Annotated in this window: 22 protein-coding genes; 16 read left to right on the top strand and 6 right to left on the bottom strand. The window is 72.1% G+C overall.

Annotated elements, in window-relative coordinates; translation table 11 throughout:
- The first annotated feature begins 320 nt into the window (after positions 1–320).
- Complete coding sequence (locus tag ACSHXC_RS03445; protein WP_386151567.1) at positions 321–521, top strand: hypothetical protein; 201 nt, start codon at positions 321–323, stop codon at positions 519–521.
- Positions 522–567: 46 nt separating this feature from the next.
- Here the strand turns inward: ACSHXC_RS03445 and ACSHXC_RS03440 are convergent, their stop codons facing one another.
- On the bottom strand, positions 568–1,269 hold the full coding sequence (locus ACSHXC_RS03440) for a phosphatase PAP2 family protein (RefSeq protein WP_438290095.1): 702 nt from the start codon (positions 1,267–1,269) through the stop codon (positions 568–570).
- 43 nt (positions 1,270–1,312) lie between these two features.
- Positions 1,313–1,987 (bottom strand): DedA family protein, encoded by a 675-nt coding sequence (locus ACSHXC_RS03435; protein ID WP_438290094.1) that lies wholly within the window; start codon positions 1,985–1,987, stop codon positions 1,313–1,315.
- Positions 1,988–2,110: 123 nt separating this feature from the next.
- Here ACSHXC_RS03435 and ACSHXC_RS03430 point away from each other — a divergent pair, with 123 nt between their 5' ends.
- The 6 genes from ACSHXC_RS03430 (at position 2,111) to ACSHXC_RS03405 (ending at position 5,669) form a co-directional block, all read left to right on the top strand.
- Entirely contained in the window at positions 2,111–2,506 is a 396-nt protein-coding gene (locus ACSHXC_RS03430) for a BlaI/MecI/CopY family transcriptional regulator (RefSeq protein WP_438290093.1), read from the top strand.
- Complete coding sequence (locus ACSHXC_RS03425) at positions 2,503–3,444, top strand: M56 family metallopeptidase (RefSeq protein WP_438290092.1); 942 nt, start codon at positions 2,503–2,505, stop codon at positions 3,442–3,444. The genes ACSHXC_RS03430 and ACSHXC_RS03425 overlap by 4 nt, the downstream gene beginning before the upstream one ends.
- A 111-nt stretch (positions 3,445–3,555) precedes the next feature.
- Positions 3,556–4,086, top strand: coding sequence for a DoxX family protein (locus ACSHXC_RS03420; protein ID WP_438290091.1), 531 nt, complete (start codon positions 3,556–3,558; stop codon positions 4,084–4,086).
- A gap of 156 nt (positions 4,087–4,242) precedes the next feature.
- A complete protein-coding gene (gene panD / locus ACSHXC_RS03415; protein ID WP_438290090.1) occupies positions 4,243–4,671 on the top strand; it encodes an aspartate 1-decarboxylase in 429 nt (142 codons plus the stop codon).
- Between the two features lie 30 nt (positions 4,672–4,701).
- A complete protein-coding gene (locus ACSHXC_RS03410) occupies positions 4,702–5,040 on the top strand; it encodes a GNAT family N-acetyltransferase (RefSeq protein WP_438290089.1) in 339 nt (112 codons plus the stop codon).
- 2 nt (positions 5,041–5,042) lie between these two features.
- Positions 5,043–5,669: an aspartate/glutamate racemase family protein gene (locus ACSHXC_RS03405; RefSeq protein ID WP_438296414.1), complete on the top strand. Its 627-nt coding sequence runs from the start codon at positions 5,043–5,045 to the stop codon at positions 5,667–5,669.
- A gap of 489 nt (positions 5,670–6,158) precedes the next feature.
- Here the strand turns inward: ACSHXC_RS03405 and gndA are convergent, their stop codons facing one another.
- Positions 6,159–7,601 carry an NADP-dependent phosphogluconate dehydrogenase gene (gndA, locus tag ACSHXC_RS03400; RefSeq protein WP_438290088.1) on the bottom strand — a complete coding sequence of 481 codons (1,443 nt, stop codon included), beginning with the start codon at positions 7,599–7,601 and terminating at the stop codon, positions 6,159–6,161.
- 231 nt (positions 7,602–7,832) lie between these two features.
- Here gndA and ACSHXC_RS03395 point away from each other — a divergent pair, with 231 nt between their 5' ends.
- Positions 7,833–9,002: a transglycosylase family protein gene (locus ACSHXC_RS03395; RefSeq protein WP_438290087.1), complete on the top strand. Its 1,170-nt coding sequence runs from the start codon at positions 7,833–7,835 to the stop codon at positions 9,000–9,002.
- On the opposite strand, the gene ACSHXC_RS03390 is transcribed toward ACSHXC_RS03395, so the two are convergent.
- The gene (locus ACSHXC_RS03390; protein WP_438290086.1) at positions 8,972–9,901 is read right to left on the bottom strand and encodes a DMT family transporter; all 930 of its coding nucleotides are present in this window, start codon (positions 9,899–9,901) and stop codon (positions 8,972–8,974) included. The two genes, ACSHXC_RS03395 and ACSHXC_RS03390, sit on opposite strands and share 31 nt — an antisense overlap.
- A gap of 341 nt (positions 9,902–10,242) precedes the next feature.
- Between ACSHXC_RS03390 and ACSHXC_RS03385 the strand changes: the two genes are divergently transcribed.
- The 4 genes from ACSHXC_RS03385 (at position 10,243) to ACSHXC_RS03370 (ending at position 15,337) form a co-directional block, all read left to right on the top strand.
- Positions 10,243–10,485, top strand: coding sequence for a hypothetical protein (locus ACSHXC_RS03385; RefSeq protein WP_438290085.1), 243 nt, complete (start codon positions 10,243–10,245; stop codon positions 10,483–10,485).
- 2 nt (positions 10,486–10,487) lie between these two features.
- Complete coding sequence (locus ACSHXC_RS03380; RefSeq protein WP_438290084.1) at positions 10,488–11,036, top strand: Clp protease N-terminal domain-containing protein; 549 nt, start codon at positions 10,488–10,490, stop codon at positions 11,034–11,036.
- 202 nt (positions 11,037–11,238) lie between these two features.
- Positions 11,239–13,581 (top strand): GH92 family glycosyl hydrolase, encoded by a 2,343-nt coding sequence (locus ACSHXC_RS03375; protein WP_438290083.1) that lies wholly within the window; start codon positions 11,239–11,241, stop codon positions 13,579–13,581.
- Positions 13,582–13,810: 229 nt separating this feature from the next.
- The gene (locus ACSHXC_RS03370; RefSeq protein WP_438290082.1) at positions 13,811–15,337 is read left to right on the top strand and encodes an SDR family NAD(P)-dependent oxidoreductase; all 1,527 of its coding nucleotides are present in this window, start codon (positions 13,811–13,813) and stop codon (positions 15,335–15,337) included.
- A 70-nt stretch (positions 15,338–15,407) separates the two neighbouring features.
- On the opposite strand, the gene ACSHXC_RS03365 is transcribed toward ACSHXC_RS03370, so the two are convergent.
- Complete coding sequence (locus ACSHXC_RS03365) at positions 15,408–15,980, bottom strand: inositol oxygenase family protein (protein WP_438290081.1); 573 nt, start codon at positions 15,978–15,980, stop codon at positions 15,408–15,410.
- 343 nt (positions 15,981–16,323) lie between these two features.
- Between ACSHXC_RS03365 and ACSHXC_RS03360 the strand changes: the two genes are divergently transcribed.
- A complete protein-coding gene (locus ACSHXC_RS03360; protein ID WP_167152006.1) occupies positions 16,324–16,497 on the top strand; it encodes a hypothetical protein in 174 nt (57 codons plus the stop codon).
- A gap of 66 nt (positions 16,498–16,563) precedes the next feature.
- Here ACSHXC_RS03360 and ACSHXC_RS03355 read toward each other — a convergent pair whose 3' ends face one another.
- A complete protein-coding gene (locus ACSHXC_RS03355; protein WP_438290080.1) occupies positions 16,564–18,234 on the bottom strand; it encodes an amidohydrolase in 1,671 nt (556 codons plus the stop codon).
- 341 nt (positions 18,235–18,575) lie between these two features.
- On the opposite strand from ACSHXC_RS03355, the gene ACSHXC_RS03350 reads away from it, so the two are divergent.
- The 3 genes from ACSHXC_RS03350 (at position 18,576) to ACSHXC_RS03340 (ending at position 24,453) form a co-directional block, all read left to right on the top strand.
- A complete protein-coding gene (locus ACSHXC_RS03350) occupies positions 18,576–20,603 on the top strand; it encodes a prolyl oligopeptidase family serine peptidase (protein ID WP_438290079.1) in 2,028 nt (675 codons plus the stop codon).
- A 174-nt stretch (positions 20,604–20,777) separates the two neighbouring features.
- Positions 20,778–23,141 (top strand): alpha-L-fucosidase, encoded by a 2,364-nt coding sequence (locus tag ACSHXC_RS03345; protein ID WP_438290078.1) that lies wholly within the window; start codon positions 20,778–20,780, stop codon positions 23,139–23,141.
- An 88-nt stretch (positions 23,142–23,229) separates the two neighbouring features.
- Positions 23,230–24,453 carry a DUF6777 domain-containing protein gene (locus ACSHXC_RS03340; protein ID WP_438290077.1) on the top strand — a complete coding sequence of 408 codons (1,224 nt, stop codon included), beginning with the start codon at positions 23,230–23,232 and terminating at the stop codon, positions 24,451–24,453.
- Positions 24,454–24,484 lie beyond the last annotated feature (31 nt).

The raw sequence follows: 24,484 nt of genomic DNA, 5'->3' as shown, positions 1-24,484 counted from the left end.
GGTGCGCAGTTGACGGGTGCCCCGGTCGTGATCACTCGATCGGGCGCCGGGTTCCGCATTTTGCCCGGATCCGGCCTGACCGTCGCATCCTGCGGCGATGTATGCCGTCAAGTGCAACACGCCGGATGCGGCAGGGCGGTTCGGGCGGCGCCGGGAGGCGGACGCGCGGACCCCGGGGTCTGCTCGGAACAGGGACGCGGGCCCCGGCCGGGTCGGCCGGTGCGAGGGTGCGCCGGCTCCGCGCGGCCGTGAAGAACGGCGGCCGCGGCACTCAGAGCGGAAAGCGGCCCCGGCGCGGTCCGGGGCGGAGGGAGCACACCATGCGCGAACTGCGAGCGGAAGCGGTTCTCGACCGGGCGGGCGCGGAGGACCGCAGCGCTCTCCTGTGGCACGTGATGAGCACCGACGACCCCACCACCCTGTGCGGACGCAGTCTCGCCCGTCAGGAGGCGGCGACCCCGCAGAAGCCGGACTTGACCAACGCCGACCGCTACTGCGGGATCTGCATGGCCGCCTGCTGAGGTCTGGATGCCCGTGAACGGGAGCCTGCTGGTGAGGGGTTCGTGGTCATCCCTCAAGCGCATTGCGGATCAAGGGAGTTGACCCGCCGGCCGTTTCGGGCTCGGAGGCGGGGTCCGCCGTAGGCGTCCGTACGAGAGGGGCCGTGGCCAGGGCCGCGAGGCAGAGCCAGAGGGAGGCGAGGAGCCAGCCGCCCAGTACGTCGCTCGCCCAGTGCACTCCGAGGTAGATCCGGGAGAGTCCGACGGCGGCCGCCCAGAGCAGCAGCAGGGCGGCCGCGGGGCGGGTGGCCGAGGTACGGGTCGCGAGCGCCCATACGAGCAGTCCGGCCGTGAGCGCGCTCGTGGTGGCATGACCCGAGGGGAAGGAGTGGCCCGAGGCCGTGGTCGCCCAGTCGAGAGCGGCCGGGCGCGGCCGGGCGACGGCCGACATCAGGCCGTACCGCACCGCCTGGCCGAGGAGGAGTACCGCGAGCGCACCGGCCGCCGCGTACAGGCGCTGTCGGTCGTCGCGGCCCGCGATCAGACCCGCGACGACGGCCAGGACGTAGGGGAGCGCGCCGGAGCCGGTCGCCGTGACGGCACGGGCGGTGGCCACGGCGATCGGCGGGCGGTGGTCGAGCGGCCAGCGGTGCAGGGCCCCGTCGCCCGGCAGCGGCGCCCCGTGGCGTACGGCGACGAGCACCGTGAGCAGCACAAACAGGAGGAGCAGCACGCAGGCCGCCGCGCCCGTGCGCCGCGCCGGACTCATCGAGCGGTCACCGGCGGCCGCAGCCGCTGGTCGTCCACATGCATCAGCGCGAGTCCTCGGCAGCAGTACGGGCACGGCGGGCGCGCAGGATCTCCAGGGCGACGGGGGTGAGCGAGACGGCCACGACCAGCGCGACGAGCGGCAGCAGATAGCGGTCGATGTTCGGCACGGACGAGCCGAGCGCGTAGCCGCCGAGCACCAGCGCGCAGGTCCACACGAGCCCGCCGGCGATCTGCCAGAGGGCGAAGACCCGGGCCGGTACGCCTAGTACGCCCGCGAGCGGGTTGAGCACCGTGCGGACGATCGGTACGAAGCGCGCGAGCACGATCGCCTTCGCGTGCCCGTACTTGGCGAGCAGCTCCTCGGCGCGGGCCGCCCCCTCGTGCAGCTTGCGGGACTTGCTGCGGGCCAGCAGGGCGCGGCCGCCGCGGCGGCCGATCCAGTAGCCCACCTGCGCGCCCACGAGAGCGCCCGCCACCGAGCAGATCAGGACCTGCGTCAGTGAGAGCGACACCGGTCCGTTGCCGCCGGGCACGCACAGCAGGCCCGCGGTGAAGAGCAGGGAATCGCCCGGCAGGAGGAAGCCGACCAGCAGGCCGGTCTCGGCGAACAGCACCACGGCGATGCCTAGCGCGCCGAACGCGGACAGCAGCGAGCCCGCGTCGAGGACGTTCACGGCCTGCGGGGCCGAGGCTGCGAACAGGGGTGCGACTGCCATGTCAGTGGACCCTCCCATAATGGTGGTCGGGCCGCTCGTCCAGCGGATGCGCACGGCCCGGCTGACTACAGTGATGTAGACGGTCTACGGCACTGTAGACGAATGAAGCGGGAGGAGTGTTCCATGACGGCCACGGGAGACGTCGGGCACGGGGACGCACGACGCCCCGCGGGTGAACTGGAGGCCGGTGTCCTCGCCGCGCTCTGGGCCGCCGAGGGACCGCTCACCCCGGGCGAGGTCCAGGCCGCGCTCGGCGGCAGGCTGGCCCGCACCACCGTGACCACGATCCTGACCCGCCTGCACGACAAGGGCGCGGTCACCCGTCGGCGCGCCGGGCGCGGCTACGCGTACACCCCGACGGAGGACGCGCCCGGGCTGACCGCCCGCCGCATGCACACCGAGCTGGCGAAGGAGGAGGACCGCTCGACGGTGCTCGCCCGGTTCGTCTCCCAGCTCAGCGACGAGGACGAGCAGCTGCTTCGCTCCCTCCTGGAAGACTCGGGGGGCGACGGGCGATGATCTTCTCGGTGTGGATCCCGCTGCTCGTGCCGTTCCTCGCGGTGCCCGCCGCCCGCCGGCTCGCCGAGTCGCTGCCGCCCCGTCCGGCCGCCTGGCTCCTTGCCATGGCGGCCACCGGCCTGGCCGCCTGCTCGACCGCCGCGCTGGGACTGATCGCGCTGGCCGGGGCGCTCCGGTTGCCCTTCTTCGCCTCCCTCGAAAACCTGACGGCCCCGCTGGACGCGCTCCCGGCCTGGCTCGCCATACCGGCCGCTGCCGTCGCGGCCGGTCTCGTCGCCGTGTCCGGGGTCGCCCTGGTGCGCACCGCGCGGCGCCATCTCGCCGAACTGCGTGCCGCCCGCGGTCAGTTGGGGTCCGGCGCCGGTGAGCTCGCCGTGCTGCGCGACCCCAGGCCCGACGCCTACGCGCTGCCCGGCCGCCCCGGGCGGATCGTCGTCACCACCGGAATGCTGCGCGCCCTGGAACCGGCCGAGCGCGAAGCCCTGTTCGCCCACGAGCGGGCCCACCTGGCCGGCCGCCACCACCTGTTCCTGGCCGCCGCCGAACTCGCCGCGCACTGCCACCCGTCGCTGCGTCCGCTGCGCGCGCCCCTCGCCTTCGCCCTGGAGCGGTCGGCCGACGAGTGCGCCGCCGGGGCCGTTGGCGACCGCAAGCTAGCCGCCCGCGCGATCGGCCGCGCCGCCCTCGCGTCCCGGGCCGCCGCGCCCGGTCCGGCCCGCCCCCGCGCGGTGCTCGCCGCGACGGCGGGGCCGGTGCCGCGCAGGGTCGCGGCCCTGCTCGACCGCCGCCCCGCGCCCCGACTGCCCCGCTCGCACGGAGCCCGCCTCATAGCGGCCGTCCTGCTGGGCTGCCTGTGCGTCTCGGCGGCCTCGGCGATCGAGGCGGCGGCGGATCTGCACGGCGGGATCGAGATAGCGCAGGGCGAGGCCCGCCGCTAAGGGCGTGCCGTCCGCACCCATGACCCGTACGGCCCAGCAACGCTGCGGGTCGGCACCCCGCGCCCCGGAGAGTGGATCCCGAGCCCATCGCCCCACGCTCCGGGAGAAGTCATGACCTGCCTCAACCGACGCGACCTCGGACTGCTCGTGCTGCGGGCCGGCACCGGTGCGGTTCTGGTGGCGCACGGTGCCCAGAAGCTCTTCGGCTGCTTCGGCGGCGCCGGGCTCGAAGGCACCGCCGCCTCCATGGAACAGATGGGCTTCCGGCCGGGCAAGCAGAGCGCGATCGCCGCCGGGCTCGGCGAGATGGGCGGCGGCGCCCTGCTGACCATTGGCCTGGCCACCCCGGCCGCCGGGGCTGCGGCGGCCGGAGCCATGGCGGGCGCGGTCTCCGTGCACGCCCCGGCCGGCTTCTTCGCCGCGGGCGGCGGCTTCGAATACCCGGCGTTCCTCGGCTTCACCGCCGCCGCGATCGGCCTCGCGGGCGCCGGCCGCTACTCCCTCGACCACGCCACGGACCACGTACTCGACCAGCCCTGGACCGTCGCACTCGCCTTCCTCGGCAGCGCGGTGGCGGCCGCGGCGGTGGTCGGCCGCCGGGCCAGGGGACGGGCCGAGGCCGAGGTCGAGACGTTCGACTGAGGCGGTCGACCGCCGGGCTCGGCGTCGACTCCGCTGGGTCACCGCGTCCAACCGCCGGGCGCCTCCACGCGCGATGATCCGGAGTCGTACCCTGTCAGACGTTGGCGCGTACCCCGCCCGGGGCCGCGACCCTCTGTCCGGCAGGAGTGTGACGCAGTGCTGCGCACCATGTTCAAGTCCAAGATCCACCGTGCCACCGTGACCCAGGCCGACCTGCACTACGTGGGCTCGGTCACCGTGGACGCCGAGCTCATGGAGGCGGCGGACCTGCTGCCCGGTGAGCTGGTCCACATCGTCGACATCGACAACGGCAACCGCCTGGAGACGTATGTCATCGAGGGCGAGCGGGGCTCCGGCGTCATCGGCATCAACGGTGCCGCCGCCCATCTCGTGCACCCCGGCGACCTGGTGATCCTCATCAGCTACGCCCAGGTCGACGACGCCGAGGCCCGCGCCCTGAAGCCCAGCGTGGTGCACGTGGACGCGGACAACCGGATCGTCGAGCTCGGCACCGACGCCTCGGCGCCCGTCCCCGGCAGCGACCAGCGGCGCAGCCCGCACGCCCGGATTCCCGCCCCGAACTGAACCGGCCACCACGGAAGAGGACCCCGCACCATGGCAGAGATCCGAGACGACCGCTCCCGGGGGCTGCTCGCGGCCTTCGAGGACGGTGAAGTGGCGGGCCGCATCGCCTACTTCACGCTCGACGCCGAGCCGGCCGCGCTGGTCGCGGTGCACACCGTCGTGGAGCCCGCGTACGAGGGCAAGGGCATCGCGGGCGCCCTGGTGCGGGAGTTCTACGCCATGGCCGCGCGCGAGGGCGTGCCGGTCGTGCCGCTCTGCCCGTACGCCGCGAAGTGGGCCGAACGCCACCCGGACGAGGCCCCCGCCGCCCCGGCCGCCTTGGTCGACGCGGCTCGGGCCCAACTCGCCGCCAACCCGGACCTGTGGTGACCATGCTGGCGCTGCTGCACACCTCGCCCGCCCACATCCCGGTCTTCGACGCCCTGCGCGACGAGGATGCCCCGGACCTCGAACTGCGCCACCTGGTGCACGAGCAACTGCTCGGCCAGGCACGGGAGTTGGGCCCGGATGCCGTGACCGCAGACGTCCACGCCGCCCTCGCCGAGGCGGTGGCCCAGGGCGTGGACGCGGTCCTGTGCACCTGCTCCACGATCGGCGGCATCGCCGAGGCGGCAGCGGCCTCCCTCGGCGTCCCGGTGCTCCGGGTCGACCGGCCGATGGCCGCGACCGCCGTGGCGCACGGCAACCGGATCGCCGTCGTGGCGACGGTCGCCTCCACCCTGGAGCCGACCGCCGAGCTGATCCGCGAAGAGGCCGGCGACCGGCCCCTCACCCTGCGAACGGTGCTCGCCGAGGACGCCTGGCAGCACTTCGAATCCGGCGACGCGGACGCGTACTTCGCGGAGATCGCCCGCGCGGTGGATGCCCTGACGGATGTGGATGTCGTCGTCCTGGCGCAGGCCTCCATGGCCCCCGCCGCCGCACGGACCACGATCGAGGTCCCCGTGCTGTCCAGCCCCCGGCCCGGGCTGCGCGCGGCGGCGGCCGTGGTGGGCTGAGAGCCGGCGTCGGAACTCCGTCCGGGCCTGCGACGCCTGGCACACACCGGCCCCGGATGCCGCGGTACGAGCCGGCCGGAGTCCGGACACAGGCTCTGCCCCGGACGGGTTGAACCGGCGGGCGCCGGGAAGGCGCGCAGGTGAAGCTGAACTCAGACTCTGAGGAGGCCGACCATGACCGTCCCGCACCCGGATCCCGTCCCGCCGTGGCCCACGCCGCTGCCCGACCCGGAGCCGGGCCCGCTGCCCGGACCAGGACCGGGTCCGGACCCCACGCCACCGAGGCCGGGGCCGGGGCCGGGGCCGGGGCCGGGGCCGGGGCCCGACCCTCAGCCGCCGGGCCCCGGGCCCGATCCCAGGCCGCCCGAGCCGGACCCCGACCCGGGTCTGCCGGACCCCGTGCCGCAGCCCCCGGGACCCGACCTCGTACCGGGTCCGCCGGAGCCCGAGCCGGCCGGCTGACGGCGCCGGGTCCGGCAAATCTGCTGGTCAGCCGGTGCTCACCTCGGACCGGTCGCCGCCCCACAGCGTGTGGAACGAGCCCTCGCGGTCGGTGCGCCGGTAGGTGTGCGCGCCGAAGAAGTCGCGCTGGCCCTGCGTGAGCGCCGCCGGGAGCCGCTCGGCGCGCAGCGCGTCGTAGTAGGCGAGCGCCGCCGAGAACCCGGGAACCGGCACGCCCTGCCGTGCCGCCGCCACGATCACCGCGCGCCAGTCGTCCTGTGCCGCCCCGATCTCGTCGCCGAACCGCTTGTCCGAGAGCAGGCTGGGCAGGTCGGGCTTGGCGTCGTAGGCGCCGCGGATCCGGTCGAGGAACGCGGCCCGGATGATGCAGCCCGCCCGCCAGATCGCCGCGACCGCACCCGGGTCGACGCCCCAGTCGTAGTTCTCGCTGCCCGCCTGGATCTGGTGGAAGCCCTGCGTGTACGACACGATCTTCGACGCGTACAGCGCCTGCTCCACCTGCGAGGCGAAGGCCGCCGCCTCGGCCTCGCCCAGCGGCGCGGCGGCCGGCCCGGCCAGCGAGCGGGCCGCATCGCGCAGTTCGGCGTGGCCCGAGAGGGAGCGGGCGAATACGGCCTCGGCGATGCCCGACACCGGGACCCCGAGGTCGAGCGCGATCTGCACCGTCCAGCGTCCGGTGCCCTTCTGCTCCGCCCGGTCCTCGACCACGTCGACGAACGGCTTCCCCGTCGATGCGTCGACATGGGCCAGGACCTCGGCCGTGATCTCGATCAGATAGGAGTCCAGGCGGCCGGTGTTCCAGCCCCGGAACGTCTCGGCGATCTTCGCGGGGGAGTAGCCCGCGACCGTACGCAGCAGGTGGTACGCCTCCGCGATGAGCTGCATGTCGGCGTACTCGATGCCGTTGTGCACCATCTTCACGAAGTGGCCCGCGCCGTCCGGGCCCACGTGGGTGACGCACGGGGTGCCGTCGGGGGCCTTCGCCGCGATGCGCTCCAGGAGCGGCCCGAGTGAGTCGTACGACTCGGCCGAGCCGCCCGGCATGATGCTCGGCCCGTGCAGCGCGCCCTCCTCGCCGCCCGAGATACCGACGCCCACGAAGTGGATACCGCGCTCGCGCAGTTCGCGCTCGCGCCTGCGGGTGTCCTCGAAGTGTGCGTTGCCGCCGTCGATGATGACGTCGCCCTCTTCGAGGAGCGGTGCGAACTCCTTGATCACCGCGTCGGTCGGCTCGCCCGCCTTGACCATGATGACGAGCCGGCGAGGCCGCTCCAGGGCGGCCACGAAATCCTCGGGCGACTCGGCCGCGACGAAGCTGCCCTCGGTGCCGAACTCCTCGACCAGCGCGCGGGTCCTGGCGGCCGTCCGGTTGTGCACGGCGACCGTGAACCCGTTGCGCGCGAAGTTACGGGCGAGGTTGCGGCCCATGACCGCGAGTCCGGTGACGCCGATCTGGGCTGTTCCACTCATGCGTGTGCTCCTGGATCCTCGGGGTTCGCGGCGCCACGAGCGACCGTCACGGCGCACGGTTGCCGCCCACCCTACGGAACACGCCACGTCATCCGGCACGGTCGGGATTCCCGACACGAGAGCCCGAAAGTCCCGACGCTGCAGAGGGCTGGCCTCCGCTTGTCCGACCCCTTGTCATGACCAGTTCGCAGCCCCTATTTTGGCGGCTCTTGATGCCTTCGAGGGGGACTCATGGCCTTACGCGGCCGGCACCGCCGGTATCAGCCGAGCCGGATCAACCGGGCGTCCCTGACGGTCACGGCCGGCGGGGCGGGCATCGCCCTCCCACTGATCGGCGCGGGCACCGCGGACGCCGCCTCCGTGGATGTGTGGAACAAGGTCGCGGCCTGCGAGTCGACCAACAACTGGCACATCAACACGGGCAACGGCTATTACGGCGGGCTCCAGTTCAGCCAGTCCACCTGGGAGGCGTACGGCGGCCGCCAGTACGCGGCGCGCGCGGACCTGGCCTCCCGCGACCAGCAGATCGCGATCGCCGAGAAGGTGCTCAAGGGGCAGGGCCCCGGCGCCTGGCCGGTCTGCTCGGGCGAGGCCGGTCTCACCCGGGGCGGCGCGGCCCCGCAGCTCACCACGGCGAGCAAGGGCCGGACCGAGATCAAACCGAAGGCGGCCCCTGCCGCGCCGAAGTCCCCGGCGCCCATCCCGAAGAAGGCCGAGCCGCCGAGCCCCACCAAGGTGCCGGGCCCGCGGGAGTCGTACACCGTCGTGCACGGCGACTCGCTGTCCACGATCGCCGAGCGCGAGCGCGTCCAGGGCGGCTGGCCCAAGCTGTACGCCGAGAACCGCACGGTCGTCGGGGCCAATCCCGACCTCATCCGGCCCGGCCAGCACCTGACCCTGCCCGGCGCCGCCCCCGCGAAGCCGACGACCCCGCCGAAGTCCACCCCCAAGCCGCCCGCCGCCAAGCCGCCCGCCGCGAAGGCGGCCACCAAGTCGGCCGGGTTCACCGCACCCGTCGACGCGCACCCCAGCACCTCGTACCACAAGGCCGGTTCGTCCTGGGCGAGCGGCTACCACACCGGCGTCGACTTCCCCGTGGCCACCGGCACCTCCGTGAAGGCGGTCACCTCGGGCACCGTGGTCGAGGCGGGCTGGGGCGGCTCGTACGGATACCAGGTGGTGATCCACCACCCCGACGGCAGATACAGCCAGTACGCCCATCTGTCGGCGGTCAATGTGAAGGCGGGCCAGCAGGTCAACACCGGCCAGCGGATAGGGCGTTCGGGTGCGACCGGCAACGCGACCGGCCCGCATCTGCACTTCGAGATACGCACCGGACCGGCGTACGGATCCGATGTCGACCCGCTGGCCTACCTGAGAGCGGGCGGCGTCGCCGTCTGATCCGGGGTGTCCCCCTGGCGTTCACCGGGCGCCGGGGGTATGCCCGGGTGCAGCACCGGCTTGGCGTGATGGGCGGCGCTCAGCCGTTCCGTGGTGAGCAGAATGAGTCCGCCCGCCGCCACGACACCGAAGCCGAGGGCGATCACGGTGCCCGCCGTCCCGTACCGGAACGACTCGCCGAACAGCGTCAGGCCGATGGCCGCGGCCACCACGGGGTTGACGACGGTGACCGTCGCCAGAGGTGCCGCGAGCCCCGCGCCTCGGTAGGAGGCCTGCGAGAGCAGCAGCCCCGAGACCGCGAAGGCGGCTATCGCGAACAGGACGGGCAGCTCGCTGAGTGGAAGGCCCGACCGCCAGTCCTCGGCGACGGACTTGGTGAACACCGAGGCGAGACCGAAGGCGCCGCCCGCCGCGGCGGCGAGCAGGACGCTGCGGGTGGCGGCCCGGCGCAGGGCCTTGGACGCCACGAACAGCGCCGCCACCGCGCCGAACCCGGCCGCCGCGAGCACCAGGCGCGACCCCATGCCGAGGTCGTCCGTGTCCGCCCCGTTGGTCAGCGCGAGCAGCCCGGCCAGGCCCGCGGTGGCCATGACCGCGCCGCGCCAGGCGGCCGCTCCGGCTCTGCGTCTGATGAACACGGCCGACATCGGCAGCGCGAACACGATGGTGAGCGCGCCCATCGGCTGCACCAGCGTGAGCGGTCCGTACGCCAGGGCCGCCACGTGCAGCGCCGCCCCGAGCCCGTTGAGCGTGACCGAGCCCCACCAGGCCGGGCGGCGCACGGGGGCGTACGTGCCGCTCGGCCCGGACGCGGCCACGCGCTCCTGCACGATCGCCGCCGCCGCGTACGCGACGGCGGAGACCAGGGACAGCAGCACGGCCAGGACAAGGGCGCTCATGGCTCCACGATGTCTCGTTGCGGACCCCGTGTCGTCGTCCCTGAGCACCGATTGCTTAGTACTCCAGGAGGAGTAGGGACGTACGACCAAAGTCGTCCCAGATATCGGACTTTCAGTAAAACCGCAGCTCAAAATGGGCGTCAAGGATCTCGGAAGATCACCTTCCGGGGGTTGGCCCGCCCCTCGCCGCCGATCGGCGAACGCCGCTGCCTGCGGGGTGGAAACCGGCCACCGGTGAGTACGTGCCTCAGTGGCACGAACTGTCACCTACTGGGCAGTACCGCCCGGCAGCTTGTCAGGATCCCTTGACAGTGCCTGCCTGTCAGGACACCCTGACAGACATGGGAGCTGAGGACACACCGGCCTCGCTGGCCGGACAAGTCACCAACAAGGACCCCGCCGTCGGGCTCGCGGCGGTCGTCGCGCTGCGCCGCCTCCTGGAGGAGCTGGAGCGCGTCCACGTCGACAACGCGCGCGACCAGGGCTGGTCCTGGCAAGCGATCGCCACCTCGCTGAACGTCAGCAGGCAGTCGGTGCACGAGAAGCATGCGAGCAGGCGCAAAGCCACGGGCAAGGAGGACTGAAGGTGTTCGAGTTTTTCACCGAGCGTGCCAAGCGGGCGATCGTGGCCTCGCAGGACGAGGCGCTCGCGCTGGGCCACGACTTCATCGGCACGGAGCACATCCTGCTGGGCCTCGCCGGGACCGACGACAGCACCGCCCGGGACGCGCTGACCGCCCGGGGCGTCGAGCTGGACCGGGCCCGTGCCGAGACCGTACGGATCCTCGAAGCGGCCGGGGTGTCGAGCACCGGCGGGCAGCCCGCGAAGGACGCGCTCGCCTCGATCGGCATCGACGTCGAGGAGATCAAGCGACAGGCCGACAGCGCCTTCGGGCCCGGCGCCTTCCAGTACCCCCGGCCCGCGTACACGCCGCGCGCCAAGAAGGTCCTGGAGGCCACCCTCCGTGAGGCGAAGGCCCTCGGGCACGAGTGCTTCGGCACCGAGCACATGCTGCTCGGCCTGCTCGCGGCCGGTGACGGGGGACGGGGGATGGAGGTCCTCGCGGCGCTGGGCACGGACCCGGCCGGGCTGCGCGCCGAGGTTCTTGCGCGGGTCGCGCCGGACCACGTGTAGATGCCCGTCCATGGGTAAAGGGCGGGGCTGGTACTGGGGTTGGGGGCTCGGCGCGACATTCCTGCCGAGTCGTCACTCCCTGCTCCGGCCCCCGCCCGAACCCTTGACGCGTACATGCGTGAGGTCGAAGAATGATCGTGCCCTGACAACGTTGTCCACGGTATCCAAGTCGTCCGCGGAGTCCAAGGAGGCGGTCCCACTCATGCGTCCGAACCGGAGAACGCGCGGAGCGGGCATCGCGCTCGCCGCTCTCGCTCTGCTTGCCGGGGTGCTCGCCGCGCCCGCCGCCCAGGCCGCGCCACCAGCCGGTGGAACTCAACTGACCGATCTGGTCAACCCGTTCATCGGCACGGAGAACGAGGGCAACACCTATCCGGGCGCCGCCGTGCCGTTCGGCATGGTCCAGCTCTCCCCGGACACCGGCCACAACACCGGCTACGACCACGCCCAGGACCACATCCGGGGCTTCTCCAGCGTGCATCTGTCGGGCGTGGGCTGCGGGCTCGGTGGCGATCTGCCCACCCTGCCCACCACGGGCGACATCACCGAGACCGACTACGCCCGCTACGCCGCCAAGTTCGGCCACGACACGGAGAAGGCCAGCCCCGGCTACTACAGGGTCGGCCTCGACTCCGGGATCACCGCGGAGCTCACCGCCACCACCCGCACCGGCGTCCAGCGCTACACCTTCCCCGCCACCGACAAGGCCAACGTCCTGCTCAACGCGGGCCAGTCACTGCACAGGACGATCTCCACCACCGTCGAGATCCTGGACGCGCGCACCGTGCGTACCGCCATCACCGGCAGCGGCTTCTGCCAGGACACCAAGCCGTACACCGTCTACACGGTCACCCGCTTCGACCGCCCCTTCACCGCGTCCGGCACCTGGAAGGACGGCAAGGTCAGCGACGGTACGACGCGGTCCAGCGGAAGCGCGGGCAACGGGGCCTGGCTGCGCTTCGACACCACCCAGGACCGCACCGTCGAGGCGACCACCGCGCTGAGCTACGTGGACGCGGCGGGCGCGGCCGGCAACCTGCGCGCCGAGGGCGGCAGGAGCTTCGACCGGGTCGCCCGCGCGGCCCAGGGCGCCTGGGAGCGCAGGCTCGAAACCGTACGGGCCCAGGGCGGCGGCGACACCCTGCGCCGCACCTTCTACTCCTCGCTCTACCGCTCGTTCCTCGCCCCCAACATCGGCAGCGACGCCGACGGCCGGTACACCGGCTGGGACCAGAAGATCCACCGCACGAGCGGCTTCGACTACTACCAGAACTGGTCGCTCTGGGACACCTACCGCACCCAGACCCAACTCCTCTCGCTGCTCGCCCCGCGCGAGGCCCGCGACATGGCGATTTCCGTGCTGAAGATCGACGAGGAGAGCGGCTGGCTGCCCAAGTGGGGTTACGGCACCGTCGAGACCAACATCATGACGGGCGACCCGGTCACCCCGTTCCTCACCAATGCCTACGCGCAGGGTCTGCTCAAGGGGTACGAGGACGAGGCGTACCGGGCGCTGAAGAAGAACGCCGACGGGGTGCCGCCCGCCGCCTCCCCGGCCGTCGGCCGCGAGGCCAACTCCCTGTACATCAGGGATGGTTACGCCCCTTACATCAAGGACCGCCCGCACACCAAGCCCGGCGACTCCGACTTCGACCACGGCGCGTCCGCGACCCTGGAGTACGCGCTCGCCGACGCCATGCTGGGCAGGATGGCCCGCGAGCTCGGGCACCCCGAGGACGCCGCGCGCTACACCGCCCGTGCCCAGAACTACCGGAAGATCTTCGACCCCTCGACCGGGTTCTTCCGCGCCCGCGACGCGCAGGGCGCCTTCACCGGACCCGCCGACCCCGCCAAGAGCGAGGGCTTCCACGAGGGCACGTCCTGGCAGTACCAGTGGCTCGTCCCGCAGGACCTGCCCGGGATGGTCTCCCTCATCGGCGGCCAGGACGCGGCCAATCGGCGCCTCGACTCGTTCTTCGCGTACGACAGGCTCCTCGCGGACCCCGCGAAGACCGCCCGCGAGGTGTGGGTGAACGGGCCCTACTCGTACTACAACGCGGACAAGTACAACCCGCAGAACGAGCCGGACCTCATCGCTCCGTACACCTATCTCTCGACCGGGCAGCCGTGGAAGACCACGGACGTGGTGCACGCCGCGCTGACCCTGTTCACCGACGCCCCGACCGGGATGACCGGCAACGACGACCTCGGGACGATGTCGGCGTGGATGGTGCTGGCCTCGATCGGGATCTTTCCGGTTCAGCCGGGCACGGACACCTGGGGACTGTCCACCCCTGTCTTCGACCGCGTCGACCTCTCTCTTGACCGGCGGTACTACCCACGGGGTGGGTTCACCGTGACGGCACCGGGCACCTCTTCCGCCGACCGGTATGTTCAGTCGGCCCGGGTCGATGGCCGTGATCTGGCCCGTACGTACCTCACCGGGGCGGACCTCAGGGCGGCGCGGAGTCTGGCCTTCACGGTCGGTTCTGCCCCGTCCGGGTGGGGCACCGCGGCTTCCGCGGCGCCGCCTGTCGTGCGCTGAGCGCGTCGTGATTTTCGGCTGCGGGTCCGTCGTGGCTGGTCGCGCGGTTCCCCGCGCCCCTTGAGGCGGAGGCCCCCACACGGCGGAGCCGCACGATGTCGCAGCCCCTTGACCACCGCCCGCCTCCTCTTCCCCCGGGGGCGGGCGGTTTGGTACGTGGGGGGATCGGTCCGTACCATGGCGCTTTTGGGAACTTGATATTCACGACTGATCGAGGAACGCAGCGGCGATGACGGTGACAGAGGACTTCCAGGACCAGGAGCACGGTCCCGGTGTCGACGAGCGGCCCGAGCAGGGCGTCGATCAGGACTTCGGCCCCGGCATCGACCCCGAGCGGCTCGCGCTCTGCCTGAGCGTGCTGGCGGAACTCGACGAGATCGACGTCGACCACCCCGACGCGATCACCGTGCGCCGCGCCACCGCCGGCATCTACCGGACGGTGAAGCAGCGCCGCCGCCAGGAGCGCCGCGCCGCCAAGACCGCTCACGACCGCGCCGTCACCGAGGCGACCGCCACCGGCTCCGCCGAGCGCATCGACGACGAGACCGAGGGCCTGCTGCCCAGCTCGTCCGTCACCGGCGAGATCGCGGGCATACTCCAGCGCCCCCGGTCCTGCTACATCTGCAAGACCCGGTACGTCGAGGTCGACGCGTTCTACCACCAGCTGTGCCAGAAGTGCGCCGCCGAGAACCGGGCCCGCCGCGACGCGCGCACCGACCTCACCGGCAAGCGCGCCCTGCTCACCGGCGGCCGCGCCAAGATCGGCATGTACATCGCGCTGCGGCTGCTGCGCGACGGCGCGCACACCACCATCACCACCCGCTTCCCCAAGGACGCCATCCGCCGCTTCAAGGCGATGGAGGACTCAGCGGACTGGATGCACCGCCTCGAAGTCGTCGGCATCGACCTGCGCGACCCGGCCCAGGTGGTCGCCCTCGTCGAGCGGACGACGGAAGCGGGCCCGCTGGACATCCTGATCAACAACGCCACGCAGACCGTGCGCCGGCTGCCCTCCGCCTACGCCGCCCTGGTGGACGGCGAGAGCGCCCCGCTGCCGGCCGGTGAGCTCCCCGCCCACGCGGTCATCGGAGCCTTCAACTCCGGCGCGGTCGACGGCCTGACCGCGCTCCCCGTCGGCACCTCGGGCCTCGACGCCCAGCGGGTCGCCGACCTCGCCCTGGTCGCGGGCAACGCCAGCATCGCCAAGTACCAGGACGGCACCGCCCTGGACGCGGGCGGCCTGCTCCCCGACGTCGTCGACACCAACACCTGGGTCCAGTCCATCGACCAGATCTCCCCGGTCGAGCTGCTCGAAACCCAGCTGTGCAACTACACCGCGCCGTTCATCCTGATCAGCCGACTGCGCCCGGTGATGGCCGAGGCCGCCCGCAAGGCGCCTAACGGCCGCGCGTACGTCGTGAACGTCTCCGCGATGGAAGGCGTCTTCAGCCGCGGCTACAAGGGCGCCGGCCACCCCAACACCAACGCCGCCAAGGCCGCCATGAACATGGTCACCCGGACCAGCGGCCAGGAGATGTTCGAGACCGACAAGATCCTGATGACCTCGGTCGACACCGGCTGGATCACCGACGAGCGCCCGCACCACGACAAGCTGCGGCTCGCCGAAGAGGGCTTCCACGCCCCCCTCGACCTCGTCGACGGCGCCGCCCGCGTCTACGACCCGATCGTGCGCGGCGAGCTGGGCGAGGACCTGCACAGCGTCTTCCTCAAGGACTACGCGCCCGCCAACTGGTAGGCCGTGACGCGTTTCGGGGGCGGCACGCATCGCGTGCCGCCCCTCGGCGTCAACAGGCGCTTCCCGAGGACTACTTGACGTACTCCGCGACGAGTTCCAGGACCGGACGCCAGTCCTCCATGACGCCCACGTCGAGCCCCACGACCTTGCCCGCGTCGTCGGCCTGCCGCAGGATCACCGCGTCCTCGGCCAGCGGGTCCCGCGCGAAGGCCGCCGCCTCCACGGGCCCCATCACCCCGCCCTGCGCCCGCAGCGTCAGCGCGCTCTGCGGCGAGAGCGTCCGGTCCGGCTCGACCGCCGCCAGATAGCGCTTCGCGGGCACATGCAGCCGTACGAGGCGGGCCACCCGCGCGCCGAGCAGCGGCCGCACCACGCGCGCCGCCGTGTCGGCGTGCCCCGCGTCGTCACCGGGGCGGAGCAGATGCCCGAGATCGTGCACGAGGCCCGCCAACTGGAGCTCCTTGTCGGCCGGGTGGGACCGGCGCAGCAGATGGGCGGTCTGGAGCGCGTGGTCGTGCAGATCGACCGGATCGCCGCTGCGGTCCGGGGTGTCCCAGGCGCCCCGGCAGGCGTGAAGCAGTTCCATCAGCTCGTCGACCGAGCGCACCGGCCGGTCGTGACCGGGCCTGCTCGACAGCTCCATGTGGTCTCCTCCCCGCGCGCGGCAGCCGACACCGTCAGCAGATCACGGTGGGATGAACATCGGGCTGAACGTCCGGCGAAGGAAAGTTGACGCAAAGGAAGTGGCCCTATCGAGCGCGACCGCGCTCATTTGGTTACTCTGGTGCGAACGGTAGCCACAGCGGGTCCACCAACCCTCCAGGCCCGTTCCGGATCCGTCCCACAACCTGTGGCCGTGATGCGGACAGAGTGCCGGCGCCACCGCGTCAGAACTGCCCTTGCCCCTGCCCTGCGGGCGGACGACCGGGTCGGCGAGCGACGCGTGCCGGGACGCCCAGGGTTATTGCGACACAAAGGAGTGCGCGGTGACACCAGAAACCACAGAGCGTGAACGCCGGACGCCGGAACGCGGCGGCGAACGGGCCGGGCGGCCCGAGAAGCTTCGCAACATCGAGGTCTGGGCCCGCTCGGCCCCGATCCGTCTCGCGGGTTACGAGGAGGACCTCGCGGAGCCGCACATCCTGCCCGGCATCGACTGAACCACGACGAACCACAGGTCCGTGCCCTCCTGTTGACACAGGGGGGCACGGACGTACCAGGGGCCGTTACCTGGGCCGCCCGAGCGGCTCGGGGTGGATGGTCCGCCCTTCCTTGACGGTCTCGACGACCCGGATGTCCTTGATCTCCTCGGCGGGCACGGTGAGCGGATTCGCACTGAGGATCACGAGGTCGGCGAGCTTGCCCACCGCGATCGAGCCCTTGACCGCCTCCTCGAAGTACTGGTGCGCGGCATGGATCGTGGTCGATTTGACCGCGTCCAGTGCGGACACCCGCTGCTCCTCGCCGAGTACATGGCCGCTGCGGGTCACCCGGGTGACCTGGCTGGACAGGATGGCCGCCGAGCTGGGCAGTGCCACCGGGGCGTCGTGGTGCGAGGTATAGATCATGTTCCGGCGCAGCGCCGAGGCGGCCGGGGAGATGCGGGCCGCGCGCTCCTCGCCGAGCACCGTGTCCCGGTACCAGTCACCCCAGTAGAACGTGTGCATGGAGAAGAACGACGGGATGATCCCCAGCTCCCGCATGGCGTCGAGCTGGTCCTCGCGAGCGGTCTGGGCGTGGATCGCGACGGGGCGCGGGTCCACCGGGCGGTGCCGGGCCGTGGCCTGCCGTACGGCCATGACGAACTGGTCGATGGCCGCGTCGCCGTTGGTGTGTGCAAGGACCTGCCGCCCCTTGGCGTACGCATCGCCGACCGCGGCCACCGCCTCCTCGTCCGTGAGCGCCGGATAGCCCCGGTAGTCCGCGCTCTCCCCGTCGGGCTGGGTCAGATACGGCCGGGTCAGCCAGGCGGTGCGGCCCTGCGGCGAGCCGTCCAGGCCCAGCTTCACCCCTCCGATCCGCAGCCGGTCGCGGTACTCCGGCACCGACACCTCGGCGTCCTTGAGCTCGGCGGCCAGCGACACGTCCGGGTAGGCCACCACGTCGATGTCGAACAGCCGCCGCCCCGCGACCGTTTCGAGCACTTCCAGGTCCTTCATGGTCATCACCCGGCCGTCCTGCGCGGTGGTGAACCCGAACGAGGCCATGGCGCGCTGGCCGAGCAGGATCAGTGCGATCCGGTCCTCGTCGGTGAACCCGGCCGCCGAGTACCCCCAGGCGTTGAACAGGGCGGACTCCTCCAGGACGCCGTTGGGCTCCCTGCTGCCGGGCCGCCGTCGGATCACGCCGCCTGCCGGGTCCTCGGAGTCCGCGTCGTACTTGAGCAGTTCGAGTGCCTTGCTGTTGACCGAGCCGAGGTGGCTCGACTGGTGGATGACCAGAATCGGACGGTCGGTGTCCACCGCGTCGAGGTCGTCGCGGGTGGGGTGCTGGGCGCCGGCGATCTGCGCGTCGTCGTAGCCGAATCCGACGATCCAGGCCCAGCGCCGACCGGTCTCCGTGGTCTTCCACGCCTCCAACCGGGCCTGGAGGGAGGGGATGTCGTTGACCTCGCCGTCGGGTGGGGGCAGGAGATTGGCCGCTCCCGCCTGGAAGCCGATCAGGGACAGATGGCTGTGCGCGTCGATGAACCCGGGCAGCAGCGCCCGGCCCTTCAGGTCGACGAAGCGGGTGCCGTCACCGGCCTGCGCGAGCACCTCGCGCAGTTCGCCGACGGCCGCGATCCGGCCGTCCCTGACGGAGACCGCCTCCGCGGTCGGCCGGGCGTCGTCGACCGTGACGATGTCCCCGCCGAAGTAGATCGTGTCAACTGCCCGGACGGGACTGCTGCTTGCCATGGAGTCCTCCGTAGGGTGTCCGGCCTGCTCGGCCGAGCCCCCTGGAGGGCGCACTCGTGACCGGGGCCCGAGTGTGCCGAGCGCCCAGCTGATCGGTGGCTTCGGGGCGGGGCAGGCGGGGCGGCCTTCGCTGTCCGGTCCGAGTGTTGAGCCGCCCCGCATCGCGCACAAGAAGGAGAACCGGCCAGCCGCCGGTCCCACCCCGCCGGATGCCAGGTGCCCCGGCCGCTCGACGATGGGCGTGAAGGGCAGGGAGGGGAGCGGAGGTGACAGCACATCAGGCGTGGGATTCGGCCCTTTGCGCCCTGTCGTCCCGGAGCGCCGCAAGGCAGGATGACCGGATGCCCGAGACACCCGGTGACACCACCGCCTTCCACGACCTGTCCGCCTTCCTCGCCACCCCGCGCGTCAACGTCCTCGCGCTCTCACCCGACGGGAAGCGGCTGGTGGCAGCCGTGCAGAGCCTCAATGCCGAGAGCAACGCTTATGTGTCCGGGCTGTGGGACATCGACCCCGCCGGGGTGCGCGAGCCCCACCGTCTGACCCGCTCCCGCAAGGGCGAGTCCGCGCCCGCGTTCGCCTCGGACGGGACCCTGTGCTTCCTCTCCGGGCGCGAGGACACCGACCCCGCCGCGGCCAAGGACGGCGAAGAGGGCTCGGGAGTATGGGCGTTGCCCGAGAGCGGAGAGGCCTCGCTCATAGCCCGCCACCCCGGCGGCATCGCCGACTTCACCCTCGCCCGCGACAGCGGCACCCTCTCCTACACCGCCGGGCTGCTGCCCGGCGCGGCCGACGCCGAGGCACACGGCAAGCTGCTCAAGGACCGCGCCGACGCCAAGGTCTCCGCCATCCTGTACGAGGGCGGGCTCACCCGGTTCTGGGACAGCGACCTCGGCCCGGACGAGCCGCACACCTTCGTCCGCCGCACCCGCGACGAACACGGCTCACCGGTCGATGCGGGCGGCCAGGGATTCGTCAGCGAGGACGCGACCGCCCTCTCGCCCGACGGCTCCCGCGTCGCCCACACCCGCTTCGTCCACGGCCCGGTGCCGGACCGCAACCGCACCGTCGTCGTGGTCGCCGACTCCGCGACCGGCGAAGAGCTGCGTGTGATCGACCAGGACGGATTCGTGTATTCCACCCCGCAGTTCACCTCCGACGGCACCGGCCTGATCTGCACCCGCCAGCTGATCGAGACGTACGAGAAGCCGTACACCTACACCCTCGTACGCGTCGACCTGGCCAGCGGCGCGGAGAGCGAGCTCGTGCCGGACTTCGAGAACTGGCCGATCGGGGCGGTGGTCTCGCCGCGCGCCGACGACGCGACCGTCTGGTTCGCCGCCGACGAGCTCGGCCACTCACCCGTCTTCCGGTGCGACGCGGACGGCACTGTCACCCGGCTCACCGCCTCCGGCACGTACACCTCGCTCTGCGTCGCACCCGACGGACGCACCCTGTACGCGCTGCGCAGCTCCGTCGATTCCCCGCCCACCCCGGTACGCCTGGATGCCGCCGCGGCCGACCAGGAACCCGTCGTGCTCAAGGCGCCCGGCGGGGCGGGCCGGCTGCCGGGCACCCTGACCGAGGTGCACACGGTGGCCGACGACGGATTCCCGCTGAGGTCCTGGCTCGTCCTGCCCGAGGGCGCGTGTGCCGAGCGGCCCGCGCCGCTGCTCGTCTTCCCGCACGGCGGCCCCGAGACCTCGTGGAACGCCTGGACCTGGCGCTGGAACCCGTGGCCCTTCGCGGCCCGCGGCTACGCGGTCCTGCTGCCCGACCCCGCGCTCTCGGCCGGCTACGGCCCGCGGATGCACGAGCGCGGCTGGGGGCAGTGGGGCGGCCGGCCCTACCGGGACCTGATGGCGATGACCGACGCGACCGAGGCCCGCCCCGACATCGACGCCACCCGCACCGGCCTCGCGGGCGCCTCGTACGGCGGCTACATGACCAACCGGATCGCCACCCTGACCGACCGCTTCAAGGCGATCGTCTCGCACGCCTCGATCTGGGACCTGCGGTCGTTCCAGTCGGACACGGACGCCTCGGCCTACTTCCGGCGGATCTTCGGCGACCCGCTGGCCCGGCCGGAACGCTACGAGGAGAACTCGCCGTCCCTCCTGGTCGACCGCATCCGCACGCCCATGCTGGTGGTCCACGGGGCGAAGGACTACCGAGTGCCCGTCGGCCAGGGCATGGCCCTCTTCCAGGAACTCCAGCGCTGTGAAGTCCCCACGAAATTCCTGTACTTCCCCGACGAGTCCCACTGGATCCTGGCCCCGAACCACGCCCGCCTGTGGTACGCGACCCTGCTCAACTTCCTCGACCACCATGTGCTCGGGGAGGAGTGGCAGCGTCCCGAACTGGTGTGACCTGTATGTGAGTTGATGGTGTGTCAGCCATGGAGCCGAGCGGACCGGTACGCCCCCAGCATGCCGGTCCTGCGACCGGGTCGGCAATAGGTCGGATGAGTTCGAGCAGGAGGCGCATTTCTGTGGTGCGGAGTGCATTGACACGTCCTTGGCTCGCCTCAATCATCGGATGTCATGACCGAACTTCCCAGACGCTGCGTGCTCGGAGTACTCGGAATGACGGCGGGGGCGGCAGTCGGCGCCGCCCTTCTCTCCCCGGCCACGGCCGATGCGAACTCCCTCGACGCCTCAACCGGCACTGCCGCAAAGGGCGGTGAGTGGGGCACGGTTCCCGCGGCCGTTCCGGTCGCGCTCGACCGCTGGTTCGACAATGACGGGATCGACACCGCGAGCGCCCGCGGCGGCGACTTCGACGGATCCGGTTACACCTTCCCCGGGGAGGAACTCCCCTCAGGAAACGTCCAGTTGGACGGTGTCACGTACCTCTTTCCCGGCGCGGCTGCCGGGGCGAAGAACAACATCGTCGCCCTCGGGCAGCGCATAGACCTGCCCCGGGGGCGCTATCTCTCCGGGCTGTTCCTCGTCGCATCCAGCTACGGCGACGCATCGGGTCGGGCGACCGTCCACTACGCCGACGGCAGCACCTCCGCCGCCGCGCTCGGCGGCCCCGACTGGTACAGCGGCAGCGGGCAGTTGACCGCCGCGTACCGCTATGGCCCGGCCGGTGCGAAGGATCCGCACCAGGTCGTCGTCGCGAGCGCCGAGCTGGCGATGGACCCCACCCGCGAGGCCGTCGCCCTCACCCTCCCCGTCACCAACCCGGCCCAGCCCAACAAGCCCTCCCTGCATGTCTTCGCGCTCTCGCTGCAACCCGCCGCCGACGGGCGCGCCGTCACGGTGAGAGACGCGCACTCGACCACGACGACGCTGACCTCCGGCGCCCAGAGTGTCGAGGCCACGGTCATCAACGCGGGCACTGTCACCCTGCTCGCCTCCGACGCGCTGAGCGTCCAGGTCGACGTCGACGGAGCCCGTACGGTCGAAGCCGCCCGGATACCCCGGCTCGCACCCGGCGAGCAGGCCAGGGTCCGCATCGGCATCCGTTCGGGAACCGGCACCGCCCCGGGCACGGTGCGGCCCGGGCACGTGGTCGCGCGCGGCCGGGGGCAGGAGGCCGCCTCCGTGGCCCGTCAACTCACCCTGGGCGTACCGGACTTTACCCCGACCGACGCCTCGCTCTCCTCGCACCAGGTGCCGTACTGGTTCCAGGACGCCAAGTTCGGCATCTTCATCCACTGGGGCGTGTACTCGGTGCCCGCCTGGGCACCCGTCGGCCGGCAGTACGCCGAGTGGTACTGGGCCCAGATGCAGGACCCGAACAACCCCACGTACGTCTACCACCGCAACACCTACGGCGAGTCGTTCAACTACGACGACTTCATCCCGCGCTTCACCGCCGAACGCTTCGACCCCCGTTCCTGGGTGGAGCTGTTCCGCGACGCGGGTGCCCAGTACCACGTCCTCACCTCCAAGCACCACGAAGGCTTCGCCCTGTGGGACACCAAGGTGTCCGACCGCAACGCCGTCAAGATGGGCCCGAAGAAGGACCTGGTCCGCGCCCTGTTCGAGGCGTCCAAGCAGTACGCGCCGCAACTGCACCGCGGGCTCTACTTCTCGATGCCGGAGTGGTTCAACCCCGACAGCCCCTGGCAGGGGCACGGCCCGCGCAACCCGTACACCCTCCAGCCGCTCCCGTACACCGGCTACACACCCGGCAAGGACTACATCAAGGACCTCCAGGCCCCGCAGATGCTGGAGCTGGTCGAGGGGTACGACCCGGAGATCCTGTGGTGCGACATCGGCGGCGCCAACGACAGCCACCGGGTGCTCGCCGAGTACTTCAACCACGCGAAGAACCGGAGCCGCCCCATCGAGGTCACCGTCAACAACCGCTCCGGCATCGGGCCGCACGACTTCACCACGCCCGAGTACGCCACGTACGACACGGTGGTGACCGCGAAGTGGGAGGCCAGCCGGGGCCTGGACCCGTTCAGCTACGGCTACAACCGGGCCACCCCGGACGGCAAGTACATGACCACCGAGGAGGTCGTGCACACCCTCGTCGACATCGTCAGCAAGAACGGCAACTTCCTGCTCGACATCGGACCGCGGGCGGACGGCACCATCCCCGAGATCATGCAGCTCCGGCTGCGTGAGACGGGGCAGTGGCTCAAGACCAACGGCGAGGCGATCTACGGGTCCACGTACTGGGCGCGGATGCCGCAGCTCGGCGCCGACCTCCGGTTCACCGTCCGGCCCGGCCGCGCCTTCTACATCCACTCGCTCGCCAGGCCGGGGGCCACCCTCACCGTCGAGGCGCCCGTGCCGATCCGGGCCGGGGACCGGGTCACGATGCTCGGCCATGGGCGGCCGCTCACCTGGCGGACCAGCGGCAGCGGGCTCGTCATCGACGTGCCGGCCGCCGCGCGGGCCGCGGGCAGCCACGCCTGGGTGTTCAGGGTGGAATGGCTGGGGTGACCCGGGCGGACCCCGTCCGTTTGCGCGAGGCGCGAGCCTGCGGCACACAATGTAGGGGCAACTCGGGGCGTACAGGTGGGAGATCCACGTGCCCTCGACTCTGCGCAGAATAGCCGCTGCCGCCGCCGTGCTGTCCGTCGGCGCCTTCGCCGCCGGATGCGGCGGCGGTGCCAGCGGCGCCGACAGCGAGCAGGACCTCAACCTCCAGCCGATCGCCGCCGCCGGGCCCGACCCGTTCACCAAGTCCACGGCCGAGTCGACGGCGACCCCCACCCCGGCCGCGCCGCCCGGCACCCGGAGCAGCACCCCGACGCCGGGCATCCTGTCGCCGAGCACCGTCTCGGGCTCCACGCCGGGCCTGTACGGCGGTACGCAGTCGGTGGCCAGCTGCGACGTGGAGAAGCAGATCCGCTTCCTCGGCGGCGACCGGGCCAAGAACCAGGCGTTCGCCGATGCCGCCGGGGTCGACCCGGGCTCCGTGGCGGGCTTCCTGCGCGGGCTCACGCCCGTCGTGCTGCGCGTGGACACGCGGGTCACCAACCACGGGTTCCGCGACGGCTCGGCCACCAGCTTCCAGTCGGTGCTCCAAGCAGGCACCGCCGTCCTGGTCGACGATCACGGTGCGCCGCGCGTGCGGTGTGCCTGCGGGAACCCGCTGAAGCCGGCCAACGGCCACCAGGGCGCCTGGCGCGACAAGGGCGAGCCCTGGCCCGGGTTCCGCGGCGACCGCGTCGTCGTGGTGCGACCCACCACGGTGGTCATCAACAACTTCATCATCGTCAACATCACCAACAACACCTGGATCGAGCGGCCGCGCGGCGACGACGGGCAGCACGACCGCAAGCGGCCCGACATCCACATCGACCCGACCAAGCCGCCGGTCACCGAGCCGCCGTCGCCTCCGGCGAGCCCGAGCACCTCCCCACCGACCAGCAGCTCGCCCTCGTCCAGCAGCTCTCCCTCGGGCAGCTCACCGCCGCCGAGCCCGAACTGCCCGACGCCGACGCCGACCGTGACGGTCACCCAGACCCCCACGCTGAAGCCGCAGGAACCGCCGGCCCGGCTGCCGGGCTCGCCCACGCCGACTCCGAGCGGCTGTCCGACGGCCACGACGACGGTCACCGCGACGCCGTCCCTGCCGAGTCCGTCGACGCCTTCGCCCCGGGTCCCCTCGGCGCCGGTCCTGCCGCCCGACACGAGCGCGCCCAGCGACCTGCCCTCGCTGCCCACGGACATCCCGACGACGAACCTGCCGAGCGGGTCGTACTCCGACATGTTCGGGCCGCCCTCGCCGGAGTCGGAGAACGTCTGAGGCAGCGCGTACGACCCCGGTCACCGGCGTG

Source organism: Streptomyces sp. HUAS TT7, assembly GCF_051550175.1.
Classification (GTDB): domain Bacteria; phylum Actinomycetota; class Actinomycetes; order Streptomycetales; family Streptomycetaceae; genus Streptomyces.
The sequence above is the reverse complement of the archived record's forward strand: the minus strand, read 5'-3'. Positions and strand labels throughout refer to the sequence as shown.

Excerpts from the sequence above, each read along its gene's own strand:
- ACSHXC_RS03350 (WP_438290079.1), top strand. The coding sequence starts at position 18,576 with ATGCCCGAGACACCCGGTGACACCACCGCCTTCCACGACCTGTCCGCC.
- ACSHXC_RS03385 (WP_438290085.1), top strand. The coding sequence starts at position 10,243 with ATGGGAGCTGAGGACACACCGGCCTCGCTGGCCGGACAAGTCACCAAC.
- ACSHXC_RS03430 (WP_438290093.1), top strand. The coding sequence starts at position 2,111 with ATGACGGCCACGGGAGACGTCGGGCACGGGGACGCACGACGCCCCGCG.
- ACSHXC_RS03420 (WP_438290091.1), top strand. The coding sequence starts at position 3,556 with ATGACCTGCCTCAACCGACGCGACCTCGGACTGCTCGTGCTGCGGGCC.
- ACSHXC_RS03440 (WP_438290095.1), bottom strand. The coding sequence starts at position 1,269 with ATGAGTCCGGCGCGGCGCACGGGCGCGGCGGCCTGCGTGCTGCTCCTC.
- ACSHXC_RS03345 (WP_438290078.1), top strand. The coding sequence starts at position 20,778 with ATGACCGAACTTCCCAGACGCTGCGTGCTCGGAGTACTCGGAATGACG.
- ACSHXC_RS03370 (WP_438290082.1), top strand. The coding sequence starts at position 13,811 with ATGACGGTGACAGAGGACTTCCAGGACCAGGAGCACGGTCCCGGTGTC.
- ACSHXC_RS03445 (WP_386151567.1), top strand. The coding sequence starts at position 321 with ATGCGCGAACTGCGAGCGGAAGCGGTTCTCGACCGGGCGGGCGCGGAG.
- ACSHXC_RS03365 (WP_438290081.1), bottom strand. The coding sequence starts at position 15,980 with ATGGAGCTGTCGAGCAGGCCCGGTCACGACCGGCCGGTGCGCTCGGTC.
- ACSHXC_RS03425 (WP_438290092.1), top strand. The coding sequence starts at position 2,503 with ATGATCTTCTCGGTGTGGATCCCGCTGCTCGTGCCGTTCCTCGCGGTG.
- ACSHXC_RS03395 (WP_438290087.1), top strand. The coding sequence starts at position 7,833 with ATGGCCTTACGCGGCCGGCACCGCCGGTATCAGCCGAGCCGGATCAAC.
- ACSHXC_RS03355 (WP_438290080.1), bottom strand. The coding sequence starts at position 18,234 with ATGGCAAGCAGCAGTCCCGTCCGGGCAGTTGACACGATCTACTTCGGC.
- ACSHXC_RS03410 (WP_438290089.1), top strand. The coding sequence starts at position 4,702 with ATGGCAGAGATCCGAGACGACCGCTCCCGGGGGCTGCTCGCGGCCTTC.
- ACSHXC_RS03375 (WP_438290083.1), top strand. The coding sequence starts at position 11,239 with ATGCGTCCGAACCGGAGAACGCGCGGAGCGGGCATCGCGCTCGCCGCT.
- ACSHXC_RS03405 (WP_438296414.1), top strand. The coding sequence starts at position 5,043 with ATGCTGGCGCTGCTGCACACCTCGCCCGCCCACATCCCGGTCTTCGAC.
- ACSHXC_RS03390 (WP_438290086.1), bottom strand. The coding sequence starts at position 9,901 with ATGAGCGCCCTTGTCCTGGCCGTGCTGCTGTCCCTGGTCTCCGCCGTC.
- gndA (WP_438290088.1), bottom strand. The coding sequence starts at position 7,601 with ATGAGTGGAACAGCCCAGATCGGCGTCACCGGACTCGCGGTCATGGGC.
- ACSHXC_RS03435 (WP_438290094.1), bottom strand. The coding sequence starts at position 1,987 with ATGGCAGTCGCACCCCTGTTCGCAGCCTCGGCCCCGCAGGCCGTGAAC.